The organism is Enterobacter ludwigii (genome assembly GCA_023023105.1).
In the GTDB taxonomy this organism is placed as follows: domain Bacteria; phylum Pseudomonadota; class Gammaproteobacteria; order Enterobacterales; family Enterobacteriaceae; genus Enterobacter; species Enterobacter adelaidei.
This window is the reverse complement of record CP083824.1, coordinates 1,000,268-1,019,202: the sequence shown is the minus strand read 5'-3', so window position 1 is coordinate 1,019,202 and position 18,935 is coordinate 1,000,268. Positions and strand designations below refer to the sequence as shown.

Genomic DNA, 18,935 nt, shown 5'->3' with positions numbered 1-18,935 from the left:
CATTGTTCAGAAACGGGTAGAAAAACGATAACCCGTGCCGCGGACCGTCTGCACCATGCGATCGTGGCCGCTCAGTTCCAGCGCTTTTCGCAGGCGGCGGATATGGACGTCAACCGTCCGGTCTTCGACATACACGTTAGTTCCCCAGACGTTATTCAGCAACTGTTCGCGGCTGTAGACGCGTTCCGGATGAGTCATAAAGAAGTGCAGAAGTTTAAATTCGGTAGGCCCCATGTCGAGCGGGTTTTCGCCCGTCATGACGCGGTGTGAGGTCGGGTCAAGGCTCAGACCTTGCATCTCAATCACCTCTTCCACTGCCATCGGTGAAATGCGGCGCATTACGGCTTTGATGCGAGCAACCAGCTCTTTCGGGGAAAACGGCTTAGTAATGTAATCATCGGCACCCGTTTCAAGCCCACGCACGCGATCCTCTTCTTCACCACGTGCCGTGAGCATGACTACGGGGATATCGCGGGTCATCGCTTCACGTTTAATGTGTTTGATAAACTGCAGTCCAGAGCCGCCAGGCAACATCCAGTCGAGCAGAATCAGATCGGGCCAGGGCTCATTCAACTGGTTCACCGCGCTGTCATAATCTTCCGCTTCAACCGGCTGGAAGCCATTTTGTTCGAGCACGAAGCACACCATTTCACGAATTGGAGCTTCATCTTCTACGACCAGAATACGTCTCGCCATACTTTGCCCTGTCTTATCTTATTTAAGTTACAAGTTTGTAATGCGGCGTCATTATGCGTCAGATTTATGACAGATTTATGAAAAACCTTACCACCATAAATGGCAAACTGTTGTTTTATTACAGCGGTTATTTTCCGCTCCCTGAATGTTTATAATCGTCTACATCTTTTTTCGCCACGGATCTCCTATGCGCATACTTCACACTTCGGACTGGCATCTGGGTCAAAACTTTTACAGTAAAAGCCGTGCGGCTGAGCATGAAGCGTTCCTGGACTGGCTGCTGGAAACGGCCCGATCGCGCGAAGTGGATGCGATTATTGTCGCGGGTGACATTTTCGACACCGGCTCGCCGCCAAGCTATGCGCGTGAGCTGTACAACCGCTTCGTGGTAAATCTGCAGCAAACAGGCTGCCATCTGGTGATTGTCGCCGGTAATCACGACTCCGTCGCCACGCTGAATGAATCCCGCGACATCCTGGCCTTCCTGAACACTACCGTGGTGGCCAGTGCCGGGCATGCGCCGCAGATCCTGAAAAAACGTGACGGTACACCGGGAGCGGTGCTGTGCCCGGTTCCCTTCCTGCGCCCACGCGATATCGTGCAGAGCCAGGCAGGGATGTCCGGCGGGGAAAAACAGCAGCATCTGTTGCAGAGCATCACTGACTATTATCACCAACAATATACCGATGCCTGTACCTTGCGCGGCGAACAGCTCATTCCGGTGATTGCGACCGGGCATCTCACCACCGTCGGAGCCAGTAAAAGTGACGCCGTACGTGACATCTATATTGGTACGCTGGATGCGTTCCCGGCGCAAAATTTCCCGCCTGCCGACTACATTGCGCTAGGGCATATCCACCGCGCGCAGATCATCGGTGGCTGCGAACACATTCGCTATTGTGGCTCGCCCATTTCGCTGAGTTTTGATGAAACAGGTAAAGCCAAGTCTGTGCATCTGGTGAGTTTTAACGGAGGTAAACTGAGCGCCGTCGAAACGCTGGAAGTCCCTGTTACCCAGCCGCTGGCGGTGCTGAAGGGTGACCTTGATGCCATCACCTCCCAGCTTGAACAGTGGCGTGGCACTGCGCTTAATCCCCCCGTCTGGCTGGATATCGAAATCACGACAGACGACTATCTGCATGATATGCAGCGAAAAATTCAGGCGCTGACGGAAGATCTTCCTGTCGAGGTTTTACTGGTACGCCGTAGTCGCGAGCAGCGCGAAAAAATCCTGCTGAGTGCTCAGCGCGAAACGCTGAGTGAACTTAAAGTCGAAGAGGTTTTTGAACGCCGACTGGCCCAGGAAGAGATGGACGATGCAAAACGCGCCCGGCTGAACGAGCTGTTCGCCCATACGCTCCACGCGCTGAATAACGAGGAGGAGAACGCATGAAAATCCTGAGCCTGCGTCTGAAAAACCTCAACTCACTCAAGGGCGAGTGGAAAATTGACTTTACCGCTGAGCCGTTTGCCAGCAACGGGCTGTTTGCCATCACCGGCGCGACCGGGGCAGGTAAAACCACCTTGCTCGACGCCATCTGTCTGGCGCTTTATCACGAAACACCGCGACTGCAGAAGGTCTCTCAGGCGCAAAACGATCTGATGACGCGCGACACCGCTGAATGCCTGGCGGAAGTAGAGTTCGAGGTAAAAGGCACCGCCTATCGCGCCTTCTGGAGCCAGAACCGGGCGCGCAACCAGCCGGACGGGAACCTGCAGGCGCCGCGCGTGGAGCTGGCGCGCTGCGAAGATGGCAAAATCCTGGCCGACAAAGTGACGGATAAGCTGGAGCAAACCGCCGCGCTCACCGGGCTGGACTACGGGCGCTTTACCCGCTCAATGCTGCTCTCACAGGGGCAGTTTGCCGCCTTCCTTAACGCCAAACCGAGCGATCGCGCCGAGCTGCTGGAAGAGCTGACCGGCACTGAGATCTACGGCCAGATTTCCGCCATGGTATTTGAGAAACACAAAGCTGCCCGCAGCGTGCTTGAAAAGTACGAGGCGCAGGCGGCGGGCGTTGTGCTGTTGAACGAAGAGCAACAGCAGCAGTTACAGCAAAGTTTGCAGGCACTTACTGACGAAGAAAAAACACTGCTGGCACAACAGCAGCGCCAGCAGAAGGATTATCAGTGGCTTACGCGCCATGATGAGCTTCTTCGCGAGCAACAGCGCGTAACCGTGTTACAACAGCAGGCGCAGCAGGCGCTGACCGACGCCGCGCCTGACCTGGCAAAGCTCCAGCTTGCTCAACCCGCCGCTCAGCTTCGACCGCTTTGGGAGCACCAGCAAGAGCAAGCCTCGCGTCTGGCTCAAACCCAGCAGCGAATTATCGAAGTAAATACTCGCTTACACGATAAAACCGCGCTGCGCTCGCGTATCCGTAATACCGCCATTCATACCCATGAGCAGTTGCAGACTGAATTAACGGTATTGACGCAGTGGCAGGCAGAACATGATCGATTCCGCTTATGGGGACAGGAAATGGCAGGCTGGCGAGCGCACTTCGCTCAGCTTGGCCGTGATAAAAATCAGCTTACTGCCCTGACCGCCCGCCTCACTGAATTACGCCATAAACGGGCCGCCCTGCCGGAAACAACCCTGACGCTGACGGTGGATGAGGTTGCAGTAGCGATGGAACAACAGGCGCAGTCACGAACGATGCGTCAACGTCTGACCTCGCTCCATGCCCGCTATCAGCCGCTACAAAAACGCCTGCACCAGAACGGTGAAAGCATGCAGAAGGCCCTGGCTGAGCAGGTAAAACTCAATGAAACATTGACGCTACGTCGCCTGCAATACAAAGAGAAAAACCAGCACTATCTGGACCTGAAAGCCCTGTGTGAACGTGAAGCGACGATTAAAGATCTGGAAAGCTATCGTTCTCAGCTTGAGGCAGGTAAACCCTGTCCACTGTGCGGCTCCAGCGAACATCCCGCCGTGGAGAAATATCAAGCACTTGAACTGACTGATAATCAGCGCCGCCGTGATGCCCTGGAAAAAGAGGTCGCCTCGCTAAAAGAGGAAGGGCTGCTGGTTCTGGGCCAGGTTAATGCCCTGACTCAACAGATCCAGCGCGAGACAGGCGAAGCGCAGACACTCTCTCAGGAAGAGCAAGCGCTCACTAAAGAGTGGCAGGAGGTTTGCGCGGCATTAAATATTTCGCTGAATATTCAGGAAGATATTGCCATCTGGATGAGCGAACAGGAGCACTATGAACGCCAGCTTTATCAGCTCAGCCAGCGTCTGACGCTGCAAAACCAGCTCAACGAAATGGAAGAGCAGGAACGCCAGTACCAGCAGCAACTGGCGACAACGCGTCAGGGGCTGGAAAGCGCCCTGGCCGCACTTTCACTCAGCGTACCTGAAGAAGGTACAGAGGCCGCCTGGCTGAACACCCGTGAAACGGAGTTCGCACAGTGGCAGGAAAAACAGACACAGCAGGGTGCGATTCAGGAACGTATAAACGCCCTGAAGCCACTGCTTGACGCACTTCCGGTCACCAACAGTGAAGAGACCGAACCCGCCATTCCTGACAACTGGCGCGCAATCCACGACGAATGCGTGTCTCTGCAGAGCCAACTGGCGGCACACCGGCAGCAGGAAACGCTGGAGCGTGAGCGCCTGCAGCAATCGCAGGTGCAATTCACCCAGGCCCTGTCAGCCAGCTGTTTTGCCGATCAAGATGCGTTCCTTGCCGCTCTGCTGGATGAGAACATGCTCCAACACCTCAATCATCTGAAGCAATCGCTGGAAAACCAGATACAGCAGGCAGCCGCCTTGTCCGGACAGGCAAACCAACAGTTGCAGGCGCACCTGGTGCTGCGGCCAGAAGGGCTCGACGCCGATGCACCAGGCCTGCAGATCCGGCTCCAGCAACTGACGCAGCAGCTTCGTGAGAACACCACGCGGCAGGGAGAGATCCGCCAGCAGCTTAAGCAGGATAGCGATAACCGCCTGCACCAACTGGCTTTAATGCAGCAAATTGAAGAGGCCAGCCGTCTGGCAGACGACTGGGGGTACCTGAATGCGCTTATCGGCTCCAGTACCGGCGACAAGTTCCGCAAGTTCGCCCAAGGGCTGACGCTGGATAATCTTGTCTGGCTTGCTAACCAGCAACTTAACCGCCTGCACGGGCGTTATTTGCTCCAGCGCAAAGCCAGCGATGCTCTGGAGCTGGAAGTGGTCGATACCTGGCAGGCGGATGCCGTGCGCGACACCCGTACGCTCTCTGGTGGCGAAAGTTTCCTGGTCAGCCTGGCGCTGGCGCTGGCACTTTCCGATCTGGTGAGTCACAAAACGCGGATCGACTCGCTGTTCCTGGATGAAGGGTTCGGCACGCTCGACAGCGAAACGCTGGATACCGCGCTGGATGCCCTCGACGCGCTAAACGCCACCGGGAAAACTATCGGTGTCATCAGCCACGTCGAGGCGATGAAAGAGCGTATTCCGGTGCAGATTAAAGTGAAAAAGATCAACGGGCTGGGATACAGCAGGCTGGATAAAGAGTATGCGGTGGAGTGAATGGGGGGCGGTGCGGTCTGGTGCCCTCACCCTGACCCTCTCCCACAGGGAGAGGGAATAAACACTCTTTGCTTTTATTCCGGCCACAACCAAGCCGCGCCGCGCACGCCGCTGGAATCACCGTGCAGCGCTTTGCGGATCGGGGTCTCACACTCGCCGCCAAACACCCACTGTTTCACCAGATTCGGGACCGTGCTGTACAGGCGGTCGACGTTGCTCATGCCGCCGCCGAGCACAATCACGTCCGGGTCGAGAATATTCACCACGTGCGCCAGCGATTTCGCCAGGCGCATTTCGTAGCGGCGGAGCGCCAGTTCAGCTACCGAATCCTGTTCTTCGACCAGACGCATGATCTCGCTCCCTTTGAGCGGCTGACCACTCAGACGGTGGTAATCGGTCGCAAAACCGGTACCGGAGATAAACGTCTCAATACAACCTTGCTTGCCGCAATAGCACGGTACTTCAGCGCGGTATTTAAGCTCATCTTCATCCATCCACGGCAGCGGGTTGTGTCCCCACTCGCCCGCCGTACCGTTACCCCCGATATGGGCACGCCCGCCAAAGGCCACGCCTGCACCGCAGCCGGTACCGATGATGACGGCAAAAACGGTATGGGCACCGGCAGCCGCGCCGTCAATCGCTTCTGAAACCGCCAGACAGTTAGCGTCGTTGGCCAGACGCACTTCGCGTTTCAGACGCGCGCTCAAATCTTTATCAAAAGGCTGACCGTTTAGCCACGTCGAGTTGGCATTTTTAACCACCCCGGTATATGGCGAGATCGACCCCGGGATCCCCATCCCAACGCTGCCGTTTTGTCCTGTCGCCTGCTCTGCCATTTCAACCAGTCTCGCGATCGTCTCGATAGTCTGGTGATAATCATCGCGCGGCGTAGGCAGACGGTGGCGGAACAGCTGTTCCCCCTGCTCGCTCAGTGCGATGACTTCTGTTTTGGTGCCGCCCAAATCAATCCCAATACGCACAAGACTCTCCTCATTATTTTGATTATCAACAGAGTAGAAGCACGCTTCCCGATTAGCAATGCAAGCGATGCGACAATTCGTTATCATGCCCGCTGATTTAACGACAAGGCCGTGGAAATTATCATGCTGTGGTTCAAAAATTTGATGGTTTACCGTCTCAGCCGCGACGTTTCGCTGCGTGCAGAAGAGATGGAAAAACAGTTAGCCGCTTACACCTTTTCCCCTTGCGGTAGCCAGGATATGGCAAAAACCGGTTGGGTTCCGCCAATGGGTTCACAAAGCGATGCACTGACCCACGCCAGCAGCACGGGTCAAATCATCGTCTGCGCCCGTAAAGAAGAGAAAATTCTGCCAACGCCGGTGGTTAAACAGGCGCTCGAAGCGAAGATCTTCAAGCTGGAAGCCGAACAGGGTCGCAAGCTGAAGAAAACCGAAAAAGATTCGCTGAAAGACGAAGTTCTGCACTCTCTGCTGCCGCGCGCCTTTAGCCGCTTCAGCCAGACCATGATGTGGATCGATACCGTTAACGGGCTGATTATGGTGGACTGCGCCAGCGCCAAAAAAGCAGAAGATACGCTGGCTCTGCTGCGCAAAAGCATCGGCTCTCTGCCGGTCGTACCGTTGGCGCTGGAAACGCCAATCGAGCTGACCCTGACCGAGTGGGTACGCAGCGGTGCTGCCGCGCAAGGTTTCCAGATCCTCGATGAGGCCGAGCTGAAAGCCCTGCTGGAAGATGGCGGCGTGATCCGCGCGAAGAAACAGGATCTGGTGAGCGACGAGATTGCCGTACACATCGAAGCGGGCAAAGTGGTGACCAAACTGGCGCTCGACTGGCAGCAGCGGATTCAGTTTATGATGTGCGATGACGGTTCCGTGAAACGTCTGAAGTTCTGCGATGAACTGCGCGATCAGAATGAAGACATCGACCGGGAAGATTACGCCCAGCGTTTTGACGCGGACTTCATCCTGATGACCGGGGAACTGGCCGCGTTGATTCAGAATCTGGTGGAAGGTCTCGGCGGCGAAGCGCAAAGATAACAGGCAAAGCGTAGGCCGGGTAAGCGTTAGCGCCACCCGGCTTATTTTTTATTTCAGATAGCGGCACAGATAAGAGGTCGGTTCAGCAACCTGCAGATGGAACTCGCTGTGGCCAGGAACGTTGAAAACTTGCCCGGCTGCGTAAACTTTCCATTCCGTTTCACCCGGCAGTAGGACGTTGAGCGCACCGCTAACGACCGTCATCTCTTCCGCTTCGGCCGTACCAAAAGTGTATTCCCCTTCGGCCATGACACCGACACTGGCGCGGCCAGTGCTGCTGCTGGTAAAACCAATGGATTTCACTTTACCGGAAAAGTATTCGTTACTTTGAAGCATGAACTGGCCCTTATATTTTTAGATAAAAATTCACTATAGGGGCCATGCTCATCACCTGTCACGCAAAATCATTACGTCAGAAGCTCTGAAGCCAGGCGAGCCATCAGAACATTGGATAACAGCACCGGCACATCCAGCGCCTTCTGCAGTAAATCGCGATGATGCTGGTGGAAGCCAAGACAGTCCAGAATCAACACATCCGCCCCTCTCTCCAGCAACTCACGTCCGGCCTCAATCAGTGCGGCATCGCTATCCCAGAAAGGATTTGCCAGCGCATATAAGGGCACTTTTTCAAGCACGTGCCACTTTGCCTCCTGGTTGTCCATCAACTCTTCAATCGGGACGATGACCCCCACCTGATGACCATCAACAATTGAGGCCACCAGCGGCGGGATGATGCGCATCGGCTCCAGCAGAATCGCATTACGCGCCGTGAGACCTTTAATGGGTGCGGTACTCATCAGCAAAATAACGTCATAACCTTGATTATCGAGCACTTCTATCACCCCTTGCAGCGAGCGCTCGATTTTCTGACGCGAAACATGCGCCAGTTTACCGTCACTTAATAACGTCGCCAGGGGATCCTCCCCCGCCTCGACAGCGTAGTCCTCCATGACCTCTTCCCGACTCATCTTCCCCAGCAGGCTAAGATGCGTTATCTGTTGTTCAGAGACATGCTCGGTTAAGAGCGGTAACACTTCGCTTACAGGGACCACACCAATGGTGAGGATCGCCAACGTCGCCTTCATCTTTATCGCCTTCCATTACTACAACATCGTGCACACAGGTACAGGCTCACTACGCTGCACAGTTCATTTTTTCAACAAAACAGCACCAAGCGTAGCAGGTGATCTTCACATCGAAATGTAAAGATCGACCGTCAATATCGGAGTTACTTGTAATAACTAAATATTAACTCCTGCTTAACTTTCTCGATGAGTAAAAAGTGTGATTCAGGCACGATCCTGGAGCGTTTAGGAAAACGGTCAGGTTATATCAGGATCTTCGTAGCGCCGTTTCGCATCCAGCGCTTCCTGTTCAGTCTCGTGTTCACTGATCAGCGAGTCTGGTTTAGGGTGATCGGCACGCAGTTGATACCAGGTAACAGTATGACCCGTATGGCCTTTTTCAACGGTAATAATGCGCGCTTCACGCGGATAGGGAGGTCTGGTCGGCATAGCTCATCCTTTTTTATATGTCTGAGCTATAAGTATAGACGCCGGTTAGCTGGCACAAGCCAAACGTAGAGCAGTAATAATCTGGGTAACCACATCTTCAGGAGCCGCAGAAGCATCCACCACGTGGTGTGCTGCTTCACGGTATAGCGCATCACGTTCAGCCAGCACTTCTCTCACCTCTTCGCTAAGCGGTCTGGAGGTCAGTGCAGGACGTTGCCCCTCTTCCGGAAAGGCTTCCAGACGCCCTACCAGAGCCGAAACAGGTGCACTGAGATAGATCACAATCCCTTTTTCGCGCATAAAGTGGCGATTACATTCAGCCAGAACAATGCCCCCTCCTGTCGCGATAACCGCAGAAGGTGTGGTTACCGCTTTCAGCGCTGCCGTTTCACGTGCGCGGAAGCTGTCCCATCCTTCCTGTTCGACAATGTCCGCGATCGTTCTTCCGGCCTCTGTTTGCAACCAGTGGTCAGTATCCACAAACTGACGATCGCACGCGCGTGCCAGTTCCAGGCCAACGGTGGTTTTCCCACAGCCGCGGGGGCCAACTAAAAAGATGGGTTGGGTCATAACCAGGTGTTCCCCTTGATGCCGGATGGCCGAAGAGTGTAAAGAAATAATTGCAGAAGATGTTTCGATTACTTTACTGCAAAGCGGTACGGGATGACAACCCTGAGGAGGCCATACTGTACCACAAATTGACAATGGTTATCATTACGCGGTGCGACGCTTCACTTCCAGCAACCATTTATCCAGCTCTGCGGCAAACTGCTGACGATCGCGCTGGGATAAGCTGTCTGGCCCACCCGTCTGCACACCGCTGGCGCGGAGCGTATCCATAAAATCACGCATAGTGAGTTTTTCCCGAATGGTCGCAGGTGAATAACGCTCACCCCGAGGGTTAAGCGCTGCAGCCCCTTTCTCCAGCACTTCGGCAGCCAGAGGGATATCCGCCGTGATCACCAGATCTTCCGCGCTACACAGACGGACAATTTCGTTATCAGCCACGTCAAACCCGGCCGGAACCCGCAACGCGCGAATGAATCTGGAAGGAGGGACGCGAATATTCTGGTTCGCCACCAGCGTTAGCGGCATCTGAACACGCTCGGCGGCACGGAACAAAATTTCTTTAATCACATTCGGACACGCGTCCGCATCAACCCAAATCGCCATATTGTCTCCCCTTAATGACTCTGCCGACTATTGTCGCCTGCATTTCGTTGTTAAGCTATCAATCAGAGAAAACAACGCATAATGACGGAGAGTCGTGATGGATAAGAAAATCGGGTTTATCGGCTGCGGTAACATGGGCAAAGCCATCCTGGGCGGCCTGATCGCCAGCGGGCAGGTGCTGCCGGGTCAGATTTGGGTTTATACCCCGTCACCTGATAAAGTCGCCGCGTTGCGCGATCAATACGGGATCAACGCCGCCGAAAGCGCTCAGGAAGTCGCCCAGGTCGCCGATATCGTCTTTGGCGCCGTCAAGCCGAACATCATGATCAAAGTGCTGAGCGACATCACCTCCAGCCTGAATAAAGAGACGCTGGTCGTCTCCATTGCTGCGGGCGTCACGCTGGATCAACTGGCGCGCGCGCTGGGTCATGACCGTAAAATCGTCCGGGCGATGCCTAATACCCCTTCACTGGTCAACGCTGGCATGACTTCCGTCACGCCAAACGCACTGGTGACCACGGAAGACGTGGCTGATGTCCTGAACATTTTCCGCTGCTTCGGTGAAGCGGAAGTGATTGCCGAATCCATGATCCATCCGGTTGTCGGCGTGAGCGGTTCAGCCCCTGCGTATGTCTTCATGTTCTTAGAAGCGATGGCCGACGCCGCAGTACTGGGCGGTATGCCGCGTGCGCAGGCGTATAAATTCGCAGCACAGGCAGTTATGGGTTCTGCCAAAATGGTGCTGGAAACCGGTAAACATCCTGGTGAGCTGAAAGATATGGTTTGCTCCCCTGGCGGTACCACCATCGAAGCGGTGCGGGTACTGGAAGAACGCGGATTCCGTGCTGCCGTCATCGAAGCGATGGCAAAATGCATGGAAAAATCAGAGAAACTGAGTAAATCCTGATCGTCTCAGCCGGGTGTCAGGCAGCCACTTCTGTGCGGCCACGCCCGGCATTTTTTGCCTTGTACAGCGCCACATCAGCCGCCTTGAGCCACTCCCGGTAGTGCCCAAACTGCGGCCCCCAGGTGGCGATACCTACGCTTATGCGCAGGGTTTCTTCAGGTGCGCAAGGTAACGACAGTTTTTCCAGCCGTTCATGAACCCGGGACATAACGGCGATTGCGCTGTCAGCGGCTGTCCGCGACATAATCACCGCAAATTCATCTCCACCAAAACGGCCTATTGCATCGCCTGAACGTACCGAAATCTGCAACTGACGCGTAATCGCAATGATCGCCTCATCACCCACATCATGCCCCCAGGTGTCGTTGATGTTTTTAAAGTGGTCGATATCAATCAGCAATATTGTTGCCGTACCATTATGACGTCGGCACTGCTCAAATTCGTTTCGCAACAGCATTTCCCAGTGTCGACGATTAAAGACTCCTGTCATTCCATCGCGTGTACTCATCATTTCCAGCCGCCGCTTATGTTCAGCCAGCCTGACGGCAGTGCGATGGCTTAGCCAGGCAAACAGCATGGGATAAAGCACAAACACAGGAAGCGTTAAGCCCCACTCCACCGGATCAGGATTAAAGACCACCACTCTCCCGACCGGGGGCAGCGTCAACAGTGCGGAAAGCAGGGTCAATATGATCCCCGGAATGAAGAGTCGACAGCCGCCGGAGCCCATCATATTCATGCCCACCATCATCACCAGCGCGGTTGTGGGTAACGCATTTATCCCCATCACGCCAATCCAGAGCCCGGCGATAATGGCATCCATTTTGAGATTGAAAATTTCCTGCTGATGAGGTGATGAAGCACGACAAGATAACTGCCAGGCGAGATGAGGCCAGATGAACGCCCATCCCACCAGTAAAAGCCACCAGCCACCGGGTAAAAAATGGGTGACCAGTATCCCCGCTACAGGGAAAAACATCGCCGCCAGCCCGACAGCGCGCGCCAGCCGAACTCGCCGGGCAAACTGAATGCCAGCACGGTGAGGGGCATCCAGAGAAAGGGTTAAATCCCACTCTTCGCGAATGCATTTTTTGTTGTAATAAGATTCATCATTCATCATTTTTGGGAATATTCTGAAACATTTTCCCAAATTATAGAGAGGGGGGGTGCGAGGAAAGTATGAAATTTCGGGTGAGTCGCCAGAGCCACTCACCCGTTAGAACTACGCTTTTTTCTTCAGGCAGGTGCTCATAAATTTACTGCGATCGTCACCTTTCAGAGACTGCTCAGTGGCCTTCGCATTACAGTCGCGCATTTTCTGCTGCTGTGGCGTCAGGCTTTTTTCAGCAGGTTTAGATGCGCCATTTTTAAGGCAATCGCTCATATAGGTCTTACGGGCATCCCCCTTCAGACTCTGGGACGTGGCCTGTTGGTTACAGGTGGTCATGCGTTGTTGCTGAGGCGTTAATGTTTTCTCTTCCGCGTTCGCCGATGAAATCAGGAACAGGCCAGAGAGCAGAGTAACCAGTAATGTTGTTTTCATTGCACCATCCTTTTGTAAACATTCCCTGTAAGTCTGGTCCGTGACAGGAAAAAAGTCACCCGGCAGAGACAAATTCCGCCGGGCTTTTATCATTTAAGGCCTAGTGCCGCTTTCATGGTGTAGAACAGATCGGTTTGATCGGTCAGTCCTACCACATTTGCCGCATGCGGTCCGTAGGCGGCAATACGCAGCTGAGTGCCCGTGTGCTCCATGGACTCTTCTTCAGAGTTGCCATAGCTCAGCACCATTACAGCACCATCTTTCGTGTTCAGCGCCTGCGTCAGGCCTGGCGCTTTGGTATCTGCCGGGATGATCTGGCTGGCGTGCGCATGGTCCGCGGTGACCACCACAAGAGTGTTTCCGTCTTTCTTCGCGAATTCGAGTGCCTTCTGCACCGCTTCGTCCAGGTCGACGGTTTCGCCAATCTGGCCACACGGATTCGCCGCATGATCTTGCTTGTCGATCGACGCGCCTTCCACCTGCAGGAAGAACCCTTTTTCGCTCTTGCTCAGCAGAGAGATCGCTTTATCGGTCATTGCCGCCAGCGTCGGCACGCTGTCAGTGCGTTTCGGGTTAGGAGTACAGGTCACGGCAGGCTTATCAATATTGCCGTGATAAGAGGCTTTTGGACCTTCCCAGCGCACAGGCATATTGCCATCAGAGAACAGTCCCAGCAGCGGTTTGTCTTGATTCGCCTCAGTGATTGCTGCCAGAGCGCTTGCATCGCTCACCAGTTGATAGCCACGAGCCTGTGCCTGCTCACGCAGCGTTTTACCCTGCCATTCGCCAGCCGTCGCGGTTTCTGCAAAGGTTTTCGCCCCACCGCCCAGCGTGACGTCAGCGCGTGCATTCAGCAGTTGTTCAGTAATCGAGCCTTTGCCCCCTTTTTCCAGGGCGTTGGTTGGACATTTTTCACTGGTCACCGACGGGCCGTAGCACTTACGTGAAGTCACATGCGATACCAGCGCCGCCGGCGTCGCGTCCTGAAGTTCAGCGGTAGAAACGTTGCCGGTGGCCAGCCCCGCCGCTTTTGCCATTTCCAGAATGGTTTGATGATCTTTTTCGTGAATATCGACACCCAGCGCGCCATTATAGGTTTTTACCCCCGTAGACCACGCCGTAGCAGAGGCAGCCGAATCCGTTACGTAATCCGGTTTACCGGTTTTTTTATCCAGTGAGTAATGGGTATATTGTCCGGTCAGCGGCAATGCGTCGATACCTTTAAAAAATCCGCCTGCCCCCTCGGCATAATTTCGCGCCGCTGTTATTTCGGAATCACCCATTCCATCGCCAATAAGCAGAATGATATTTTTCGCCGGTTTCTCATTCAGCGAAGCGCGAATAGCGGCTGTTTGATCTTCAGATAAACGGCGTGCGCCGCCTGGCTGAGTGATATCCCCTTTTGCTGCGCGATTATCCAGCATGTGAGTATTGGACGTATCAGCATAAATAGCAGGGGTAATAAACAGGGGAAGTAATGCGATGAAAAGTGCGCTCTGTTTCAATTTATTTTCTCCATGTACAAATACATAAAAATAAAAACAGAGCGACTATAGGCATCCTGCATGACAATTCTATGACACGTCGTTATGTCCGGCGACGGTTTAGCTGCGAGGATGCCTCAAGAGCTTCTTTACGTATTGCTGGAGCAACTCTGCATCCTCAACCGGAACCTGAGTATCGGGTTTTGCCTTATCCAGCGCACCTTCGACGCTCTCTATTAATGCCTGCTGGTCAGATTTAGCCATCTGTCGTAATAGTGCGGTGACAACAATTTCCAGAGCTTCGACCTGGGCGACCAGTTCTTTTGACTCCTCTTCCTTTTGTGCAAGCTTGACCAGCAACTCAGCAATGAGATTTTTCATCGTGTTATTTCCTTATGTGATTTCCCCTGAAACTAACATCAAGAGGGAAATATGCAAAGCGGAGAAAGGTATTATCTTATGCAAAAGTGACGACATCGAAAAAAATAGGGTTTCGGAATTATCAGCGAAACGTTTTTCTATAAAAAATGCCGCATTGGGTGATAGAAAAATGCGGCAATCATAAGAATATACAATACATCGACAGAAGCATTATCTTGCCGATTTTACCTCCGCCATGTGCCTGCGGCGCCGCAGAGCAATAGCCAGCTGGATAATGTTGATCAAAACAACAATCGCCGTCGCGGCAAATACCCAACGAAAACCGGCCATCGCGGAAACAGAGGCGCCAATAAGCGGACCGGCAACATTACCCAAATACATAAACGACTGGTTATATCCAAAAATACGCCCTGTCACCTGGTCGCTGGAATATTTGACCAGCAAGGTCTGTACCGCAGGCAGCATTGCGCCATCGGCAAAGCCGAGCAAAAATCGCAGCACGCCAAGCTGAAGCGGAGAGGTCACAAACGACATCGCGAAAAAGAGCACCACGGCAAAAATCAGCGTAGCCATCAGAATTCGCGCCGTACCGATCCTATCCCCCAGTTTTCCCAACCGTGGTGCAGAAATCAGTGCCGATACGCCTGGCACGGCGGCGATCATGCCGCTGAGAAAGGCGATATTATTGCTGTCTGGCTCCATCGACTTAATAAACAACGCCAGAATCGGCCCGACCGAACCGTTACAGAGCTGGATCACCATAGTAGTAACAAACAGGCTGATCATGAGCCCAGGGTAAGGCAGAGAGGCGAAGACAGCCTTGCCACTCAGACGTTCAGATTTGCTGATAACGGGACGACCGCCCTCTTTGATAAGAAAAAGCGTGACCAGAAAACTGACCACCAGCAGGATCGCGGTAATGATAAATACGGCGCGCAGCCCGACGTGGTCCGCCAGAAAGCCCCCCAGCAGCGGGCCGCCAATTACGCCGCTAATCTGTGCGGTGGAAAGCGTACTCAATGCCCAGCCGCTACGTTCTCGCGGCACCTGCGAGGCGACCAGCGCCATGGCATTCGGAATATACCCGGAAGTCAGCCCCATCACCGCCCGCAGGAAAAACAGTTGCCAGACGTTGGTGGCGAAGGCCTGCAGCAGAATGGCAATCGCCATCCCGAGCGAGGCGCGCAGCAGCATCAGCTTTCGGCCTTTCCGATCCGCCAGGCTGCCCCACATTGGTGACACAATCGCGGAGACCAGAAACGTGACGCTGAACGTCAGACCAGACCACATGGAGAGCGCCTCGTGCGAGGTCACACCCAACTGTGACACATACAGCGGCAGGAACGGCAGGATCTGGCTGATGGCGAGCCCGGTAAAGAAGCAACCGAACCAGACCGAGATAAGATTAACTTTCCATGATTCCATAAAGAAACAGTCTTCATTTTTAGGCGAATTCGCCTACAGATTAGCAAGTTACGCATACTGACGTCGCACCAGAGATGCGGCCTTGATGACTTTGGTGTTTTATCTTCCCAGTCATCATATTTGTGAAATAAGTCACAAATCATCCATTTCCAGGCGAGATTTTATGCTTCAGAAGAGTTTTCCCTCTCCCACTTCCCCATCAACATTCCCCAAAACATTATGGCGGAAGGCCGCGAAACCCGCAGGGCATCGTGGTATGTTATTGGCTTTTCGTCATACTGGAAGAGAGTGAGATGGCAAAGCAGCGCGTAGGTATTGTCTTTGGGGGAAAATCAGCAGAGCACGAGGTTTCATTGCAATCAGCCAAGAATATCGTTGATGCAATTGATAAAAGCCGTTTCGACGTGGTGCTGCTGGGCATTGATAAACAGGGCCAGTGGCATGTTAACGATGCTAGCCAGTATCTGCTTAATGCCAACGATCCAGCACATATCGCCCTTAATCCTTCGGAAATTAGCGTCGCCACTGTGCCCGGCGTCGTGAAGGGGCAACTCATCGACGCTGGCAATGCACAGTCTCTCGCTCAGATTGATGTCGTGTTCCCCATCGTTCACGGTACTCTGGGTGAAGATGGTTCCCTGCAGGGAATGTTGCGCATGGCCAACCTGCCGTTCGTCGGCTCGGACGTCCTCGGCTCTGCCGCGTGCATGGACAAAGACGTCACCAAACGCCTGCTGCGTGATGCCGGGCTGAATATAGCGCCTTTCGTGACGCTCACTCGCGCCAACCGCGACAAACACAGCTTCGCGCAAATTAGCGGAGAGCTGGGTCTGCCGCTGTTTGTGAAACCGGCAAACCAGGGCTCCTCCGTAGGCGTCAGCAAAGTCACCAGCGAAGAAGAGTTCACACAGGCTGTCCGTCTGGCGTTTGAATTCGACCATAAAGTGGTGGTTGAGCAGGGCATTAAAGGCCGTGAAATTGAGTGTGCCGTGCTGGGCAATGATTTTCCACAGGCGAGCACCTGCGGTGAAGTGGTCTTAAACAGCGACTTCTACTCCTACGACACCAAATACATTGATGACAAAGGTGCTCAGGTTGTCGTGCCTGCCAATATCGATCCCGCAATCAACGATAAGATCCGGGCGATCGCCATTAACGCCTATCAGACACTCGGCTGCAGCGGTATGGCGCGTGTGGATGTATTCCTGACGCCGGAAAACGAGGTGGTCATCAATGAAATCAACACGCTGCCGGGTTTCACGAATATCAGCATGTATCCGAAACTTTGGCAGGCGAGCGGGCTGAGCTACTCTGAACTTATCACTCGCCTGATCGAGCTGGCGCTGGAGCGTCATGCCGCCGACAGCGCCCTTAAAAGCTCCGTAAACGGTTAATCGGCGCTCTTCGCCGTCTCCGTCTCATCCGCTGTCGTTTCTTCAGGACGACGGCGGATAATCAATCCAGCCAGCCAGAAGCTGATCACCCAGGTCACCAGCCCGACGGCATAGGTTTGCCATCCTTTTGCTTCAAATCCCAGCAGCCCCACGACGCCGTTAAGAATAAAGATCAGCCCGATAGCAAAGGCGTAGTAGTGCCAGTCACGGCGTAGTTTGGACGTGAGTTTCATAACAACTCCGGCAGGAAAAAAAGACATCCTCTCACAGTTTTACGGCCAGGTCTGTGGCGGATACGGAAATTCTGAAACGCGACGCAATTTCACTTAAGGGATGAAATTGTGATGTGCTGCAGAAATCGACAATCCAGGAGAATTCCTGAGGGAAAATTACCACGATTCTGATATTGACAAATGCGATGACCTGTCAAACTCCCCCTGTAAGAAGCGTATTGAACAGAATGATATTTCGGGAGGTCATCATGGCTGATTTTACATTGTCGAAACCGATTTTTGGCGGCAAACCAAAAACCTCCACGGCAGGTAATATTGCTTATGCCCTGTTTGTTCTGTTCTGCTTCTGGGCCGGTTCCCAGCTGCTCAATATGCTGGTTCATGCGCCAGGGGTATATGAACACCTGATGCAGGTACAGGATAACGGACGCCCGCGAGTTGAGATTGGGTTTGGTGTCAGTACCCTGTTTGGCCTTGTTCCCTTCCTCGCCGGTTGTATGATTTTAGGCGTCGTGGCGTTAGTTTTGCGTGTTCGCCGCCGCCGTTAAAGCCCCATACAACGCGCCCGACGATCGTCCACCCGCTTTGCGAACCATGCGGTTGTCAGGTTACGCGTGATCTTCGGGCTTTCCAGTTGAATACCCGGCAGAATAGCTCTCGGTAACGTTTTCCCGCTCTTCTGCTCGGCAAGAGCAAAGACTTTCTTGTACAGATCCGTTTTCTCAAAGGCCAGGCTATCACCTTTCTCAAGCTGACGGCGAATATCGCTGTTGCTCAGGCCAAGCGCTGTCGATAATTTCCGTACCGCCAGCTCGGTGCTGCCCGCCTCGCTGCTGCCGTAAGCGATGAGATCGCCGTCCAGCGCCAGCTTGACGCCGCTTGCGCGGCTGACCGCACTCTGAAATGCCGCATTACGGCTGGCATACCAGCCCGCGTTAAAGTCGGCAAAACGGTACAGCGGCTCATTGTAGTTCGCCGGATAGTTCAGCAGATGATACGTGCCGAACCACAGCCCACCGCGCAGGGAGAAGACCTCCTGGCGCACCGTACCGTCGATTTTCCACGGGTAGCCGTCGGTATGCTTCTCCGCGAACGCGATGCTCACCTGCATCGGGCCACCGGTGTGTACCGGGTTCAGTGAGCCAAACAGCTTCTGCCCCATCGGGACCATACTGATGAAATCATCAAAGATGGCGCTGAGCTGTTTTTCAGTTTTCACCGTATCCAGCCGTTCGCTGTAGCTTTTGCCGTTTGGCGAGGTGATTTTAAGCGCGGTATGAACAAGAAAGACCGGGATATGCATGGATTCCGCGCGGCGGTCGATCTCTTTCCAGGCAATTTTGTTCAGACCCGGCACCACCGGGTCTGACTGGTACATTGATTCCTGCTGCGCCACCGCCAGTACCGAGCAAATATTCTCCTCGGTCGGCGCGATCTTTTGGCTTTCAAAGGTTTTTGCCAGCGCCTCTGCCCACGCATTGCGATCCTTCACGCTGGCGGGCATTTTCTGCCGCACAACGCTTGCCACATCAACCGGCTTTTCGCCCTTCTTGAGCGGAGCAGCCCCTTTTTCGGCGCATCCGACCAGGACGAGAGCAGTCAGTAAGGACAACGGTAACGCACGCGGTACGGCAAAAGACATAGCA

The 18,935-nt window shown here is 54.0% G+C and carries 20 protein-coding genes; 6 read left to right on the top strand and 14 right to left on the bottom strand.

Annotated features, from left to right (window positions below; genetic code table 11):
- Positions 1-6: 6 nt before the first annotated feature.
- Positions 7-696 (bottom strand): phosphate response regulator transcription factor PhoB, encoded by a 690-nt coding sequence (gene phoB / locus LCD46_04745; protein ID UOY71640.1) that lies wholly within the window; start codon positions 694-696, stop codon positions 7-9.
- Between the two features lie 187 nt (positions 697-883).
- Here phoB and sbcD point away from each other — a divergent pair, with 187 nt between their 5' ends.
- Complete coding sequence (sbcD, locus tag LCD46_04740; protein UOY71639.1) at positions 884-2,089, top strand: exonuclease subunit SbcD; 1,206 nt, start codon at positions 884-886, stop codon at positions 2,087-2,089.
- On the top strand, positions 2,086-5,217 hold the full coding sequence (gene sbcC / locus LCD46_04735; protein UOY71638.1) for an exonuclease subunit SbcC: 3,132 nt from the start codon (positions 2,086-2,088) through the stop codon (positions 5,215-5,217). The genes sbcD and sbcC overlap by 4 nt, the downstream gene beginning before the upstream one ends.
- A gap of 74 nt (positions 5,218-5,291) precedes the next feature.
- Here the strand turns inward: sbcC and mak are convergent, their stop codons facing one another.
- Positions 5,292-6,197 (bottom strand): fructokinase, encoded by a 906-nt coding sequence (gene mak / locus LCD46_04730; protein ID UOY71637.1) that lies wholly within the window; start codon positions 6,195-6,197, stop codon positions 5,292-5,294.
- A 123-nt stretch (positions 6,198-6,320) separates the two neighbouring features.
- On the opposite strand from mak, the gene rdgC reads away from it, so the two are divergent.
- A complete protein-coding gene (gene rdgC / locus LCD46_04725; protein UOY71636.1) occupies positions 6,321-7,235 on the top strand; it encodes a recombination-associated protein RdgC in 915 nt (304 codons plus the stop codon).
- A gap of 48 nt (positions 7,236-7,283) precedes the next feature.
- Here rdgC and ppnP read toward each other — a convergent pair whose 3' ends face one another.
- The 5 genes from ppnP to LCD46_04700 form a co-directional block, all read right to left on the bottom strand.
- A complete protein-coding gene (gene ppnP, locus LCD46_04720) occupies positions 7,284-7,571 on the bottom strand; it encodes a pyrimidine/purine nucleoside phosphorylase (GenBank protein UOY71635.1) in 288 nt (95 codons plus the stop codon).
- A gap of 71 nt (positions 7,572-7,642) precedes the next feature.
- On the bottom strand, positions 7,643-8,320 hold the full coding sequence (locus LCD46_04715; protein ID UOY71634.1) for an AroM family protein: 678 nt from the start codon (positions 8,318-8,320) through the stop codon (positions 7,643-7,645).
- 237 nt (positions 8,321-8,557) lie between these two features.
- Complete coding sequence (locus LCD46_04710) at positions 8,558-8,749, bottom strand: hypothetical protein (protein ID UOY71633.1); 192 nt, start codon at positions 8,747-8,749, stop codon at positions 8,558-8,560.
- A 45-nt stretch (positions 8,750-8,794) separates the two neighbouring features.
- Positions 8,795-9,319 (bottom strand): shikimate kinase AroL, encoded by a 525-nt coding sequence (aroL, locus tag LCD46_04705; protein UOY71632.1) that lies wholly within the window; start codon positions 9,317-9,319, stop codon positions 8,795-8,797.
- Positions 9,320-9,463: 144 nt separating this feature from the next.
- Positions 9,464-9,922, bottom strand: coding sequence for a YaiI/YqxD family protein (locus LCD46_04700; protein ID UOY71631.1), 459 nt, complete (start codon positions 9,920-9,922; stop codon positions 9,464-9,466).
- 97 nt (positions 9,923-10,019) lie between these two features.
- Between LCD46_04700 and proC the strand changes: the two genes are divergently transcribed.
- On the top strand, positions 10,020-10,829 hold the full coding sequence (gene proC / locus LCD46_04695; GenBank protein ID UOY71630.1) for a pyrroline-5-carboxylate reductase: 810 nt from the start codon (positions 10,020-10,022) through the stop codon (positions 10,827-10,829).
- Between the two features lie 16 nt (positions 10,830-10,845).
- Here proC and adrA read toward each other — a convergent pair whose 3' ends face one another.
- The 5 genes from adrA to LCD46_04670 all read right to left on the bottom strand — a co-directional run bounded on the left by adrA (position 10,846) and on the right by LCD46_04670 (position 15,662).
- A complete protein-coding gene (gene adrA / locus LCD46_04690; GenBank protein ID UOY71629.1) occupies positions 10,846-11,949 on the bottom strand; it encodes a diguanylate cyclase AdrA in 1,104 nt (367 codons plus the stop codon).
- 102 nt (positions 11,950-12,051) lie between these two features.
- On the bottom strand, positions 12,052-12,372 hold the full coding sequence (psiF, locus tag LCD46_04685) for a phosphate starvation-inducible protein PsiF (protein UOY71628.1): 321 nt from the start codon (positions 12,370-12,372) through the stop codon (positions 12,052-12,054).
- Positions 12,373-12,461: 89 nt separating this feature from the next.
- A complete protein-coding gene (phoA, locus tag LCD46_04680) occupies positions 12,462-13,877 on the bottom strand; it encodes an alkaline phosphatase (protein ID UOY71627.1) in 1,416 nt (471 codons plus the stop codon).
- Positions 13,878-13,976: 99 nt separating this feature from the next.
- Entirely contained in the window at positions 13,977-14,237 is a 261-nt protein-coding gene (iraP, locus tag LCD46_04675; protein UOY71626.1) for an anti-adapter protein IraP, read from the bottom strand.
- Between the two features lie 210 nt (positions 14,238-14,447).
- On the bottom strand, positions 14,448-15,662 hold the full coding sequence (locus tag LCD46_04670; protein ID UOY71625.1) for a multidrug efflux MFS transporter: 1,215 nt from the start codon (positions 15,660-15,662) through the stop codon (positions 14,448-14,450).
- 293 nt (positions 15,663-15,955) lie between these two features.
- On the opposite strand from LCD46_04670, the gene ddlA reads away from it, so the two are divergent.
- Positions 15,956-17,056, top strand: coding sequence for a D-alanine--D-alanine ligase (gene ddlA / locus LCD46_04665; protein ID UOY71624.1), 1,101 nt, complete (start codon positions 15,956-15,958; stop codon positions 17,054-17,056).
- Here the strand turns inward: ddlA and LCD46_04660 are convergent.
- On the bottom strand, positions 17,053-17,289 hold the full coding sequence (locus LCD46_04660; protein ID UOY71623.1) for a DUF2754 domain-containing protein: 237 nt from the start codon (positions 17,287-17,289) through the stop codon (positions 17,053-17,055). The genes ddlA and LCD46_04660 overlap by 4 nt on opposite strands.
- 248 nt (positions 17,290-17,537) lie before the next feature.
- Here LCD46_04660 and LCD46_04655 point away from each other — a divergent pair, with 248 nt between their 5' ends.
- Positions 17,538-17,837: a YaiY family protein gene (locus LCD46_04655; protein UOY71622.1), complete on the top strand. Its 300-nt coding sequence runs from the start codon at positions 17,538-17,540 to the stop codon at positions 17,835-17,837.
- Here LCD46_04655 and LCD46_04650 read toward each other — a convergent pair.
- The gene (locus LCD46_04650) at positions 17,834-18,931 is read right to left on the bottom strand and encodes a DUF1615 domain-containing protein (GenBank protein UOY71621.1); all 1,098 of its coding nucleotides are present in this window, start codon (positions 18,929-18,931) and stop codon (positions 17,834-17,836) included. The two genes, LCD46_04655 and LCD46_04650, sit on opposite strands and share 4 nt — an antisense overlap.
- Positions 18,932-18,935 lie beyond the last annotated feature (4 nt).

What these genes read in the sequence shown, in the direction of transcription:
- iraP (UOY71626.1), bottom strand. Translation starts at nt 14,237, where the DNA reads ATGAAAAATCTCATTGCTGAGTTGCTGGTCAAGCTTGCACAAAAGGAA.
- sbcD (UOY71639.1), top strand. Translation starts at nt 884, where the DNA reads ATGCGCATACTTCACACTTCGGACTGGCATCTGGGTCAAAACTTTTAC.
- ddlA (UOY71624.1), top strand. Translation starts at nt 15,956, where the DNA reads ATGGCAAAGCAGCGCGTAGGTATTGTCTTTGGGGGAAAATCAGCAGAG.
- LCD46_04650 (UOY71621.1), bottom strand. Translation starts at nt 18,931, where the DNA reads ATGTCTTTTGCCGTACCGCGTGCGTTACCGTTGTCCTTACTGACTGCT.
- LCD46_04715 (UOY71634.1), bottom strand. Translation starts at nt 8,320, where the DNA reads ATGAAGGCGACGTTGGCGATCCTCACCATTGGTGTGGTCCCTGTAAGC.
- adrA (UOY71629.1), bottom strand. Translation starts at nt 11,949, where the DNA reads ATGATGAATGATGAATCTTATTACAACAAAAAATGCATTCGCGAAGAG.
- sbcC (UOY71638.1), top strand. Translation starts at nt 2,086, where the DNA reads ATGAAAATCCTGAGCCTGCGTCTGAAAAACCTCAACTCACTCAAGGGC.
- LCD46_04660 (UOY71623.1), bottom strand. Translation starts at nt 17,289, where the DNA reads ATGAAACTCACGTCCAAACTACGCCGTGACTGGCACTACTACGCCTTT.
- LCD46_04655 (UOY71622.1), top strand. Translation starts at nt 17,538, where the DNA reads ATGGCTGATTTTACATTGTCGAAACCGATTTTTGGCGGCAAACCAAAA.
- rdgC (UOY71636.1), top strand. Translation starts at nt 6,321, where the DNA reads ATGCTGTGGTTCAAAAATTTGATGGTTTACCGTCTCAGCCGCGACGTT.
- phoB (UOY71640.1), bottom strand. Translation starts at nt 696, where the DNA reads ATGGCGAGACGTATTCTGGTCGTAGAAGATGAAGCTCCAATTCGTGAA.
- proC (UOY71630.1), top strand. Translation starts at nt 10,020, where the DNA reads ATGGATAAGAAAATCGGGTTTATCGGCTGCGGTAACATGGGCAAAGCC.
- ppnP (UOY71635.1), bottom strand. Translation starts at nt 7,571, where the DNA reads ATGCTTCAAAGTAACGAATACTTTTCCGGTAAAGTGAAATCCATTGGT.
- psiF (UOY71628.1), bottom strand. Translation starts at nt 12,372, where the DNA reads ATGAAAACAACATTACTGGTTACTCTGCTCTCTGGCCTGTTCCTGATT.
- LCD46_04670 (UOY71625.1), bottom strand. Translation starts at nt 15,662, where the DNA reads ATGGAATCATGGAAAGTTAATCTTATCTCGGTCTGGTTCGGTTGCTTC.
- aroL (UOY71632.1), bottom strand. Translation starts at nt 9,319, where the DNA reads ATGACCCAACCCATCTTTTTAGTTGGCCCCCGCGGCTGTGGGAAAACC.
- LCD46_04710 (UOY71633.1), bottom strand. Translation starts at nt 8,749, where the DNA reads ATGCCGACCAGACCTCCCTATCCGCGTGAAGCGCGCATTATTACCGTT.
- LCD46_04700 (UOY71631.1), bottom strand. Translation starts at nt 9,922, where the DNA reads ATGGCGATTTGGGTTGATGCGGACGCGTGTCCGAATGTGATTAAAGAA.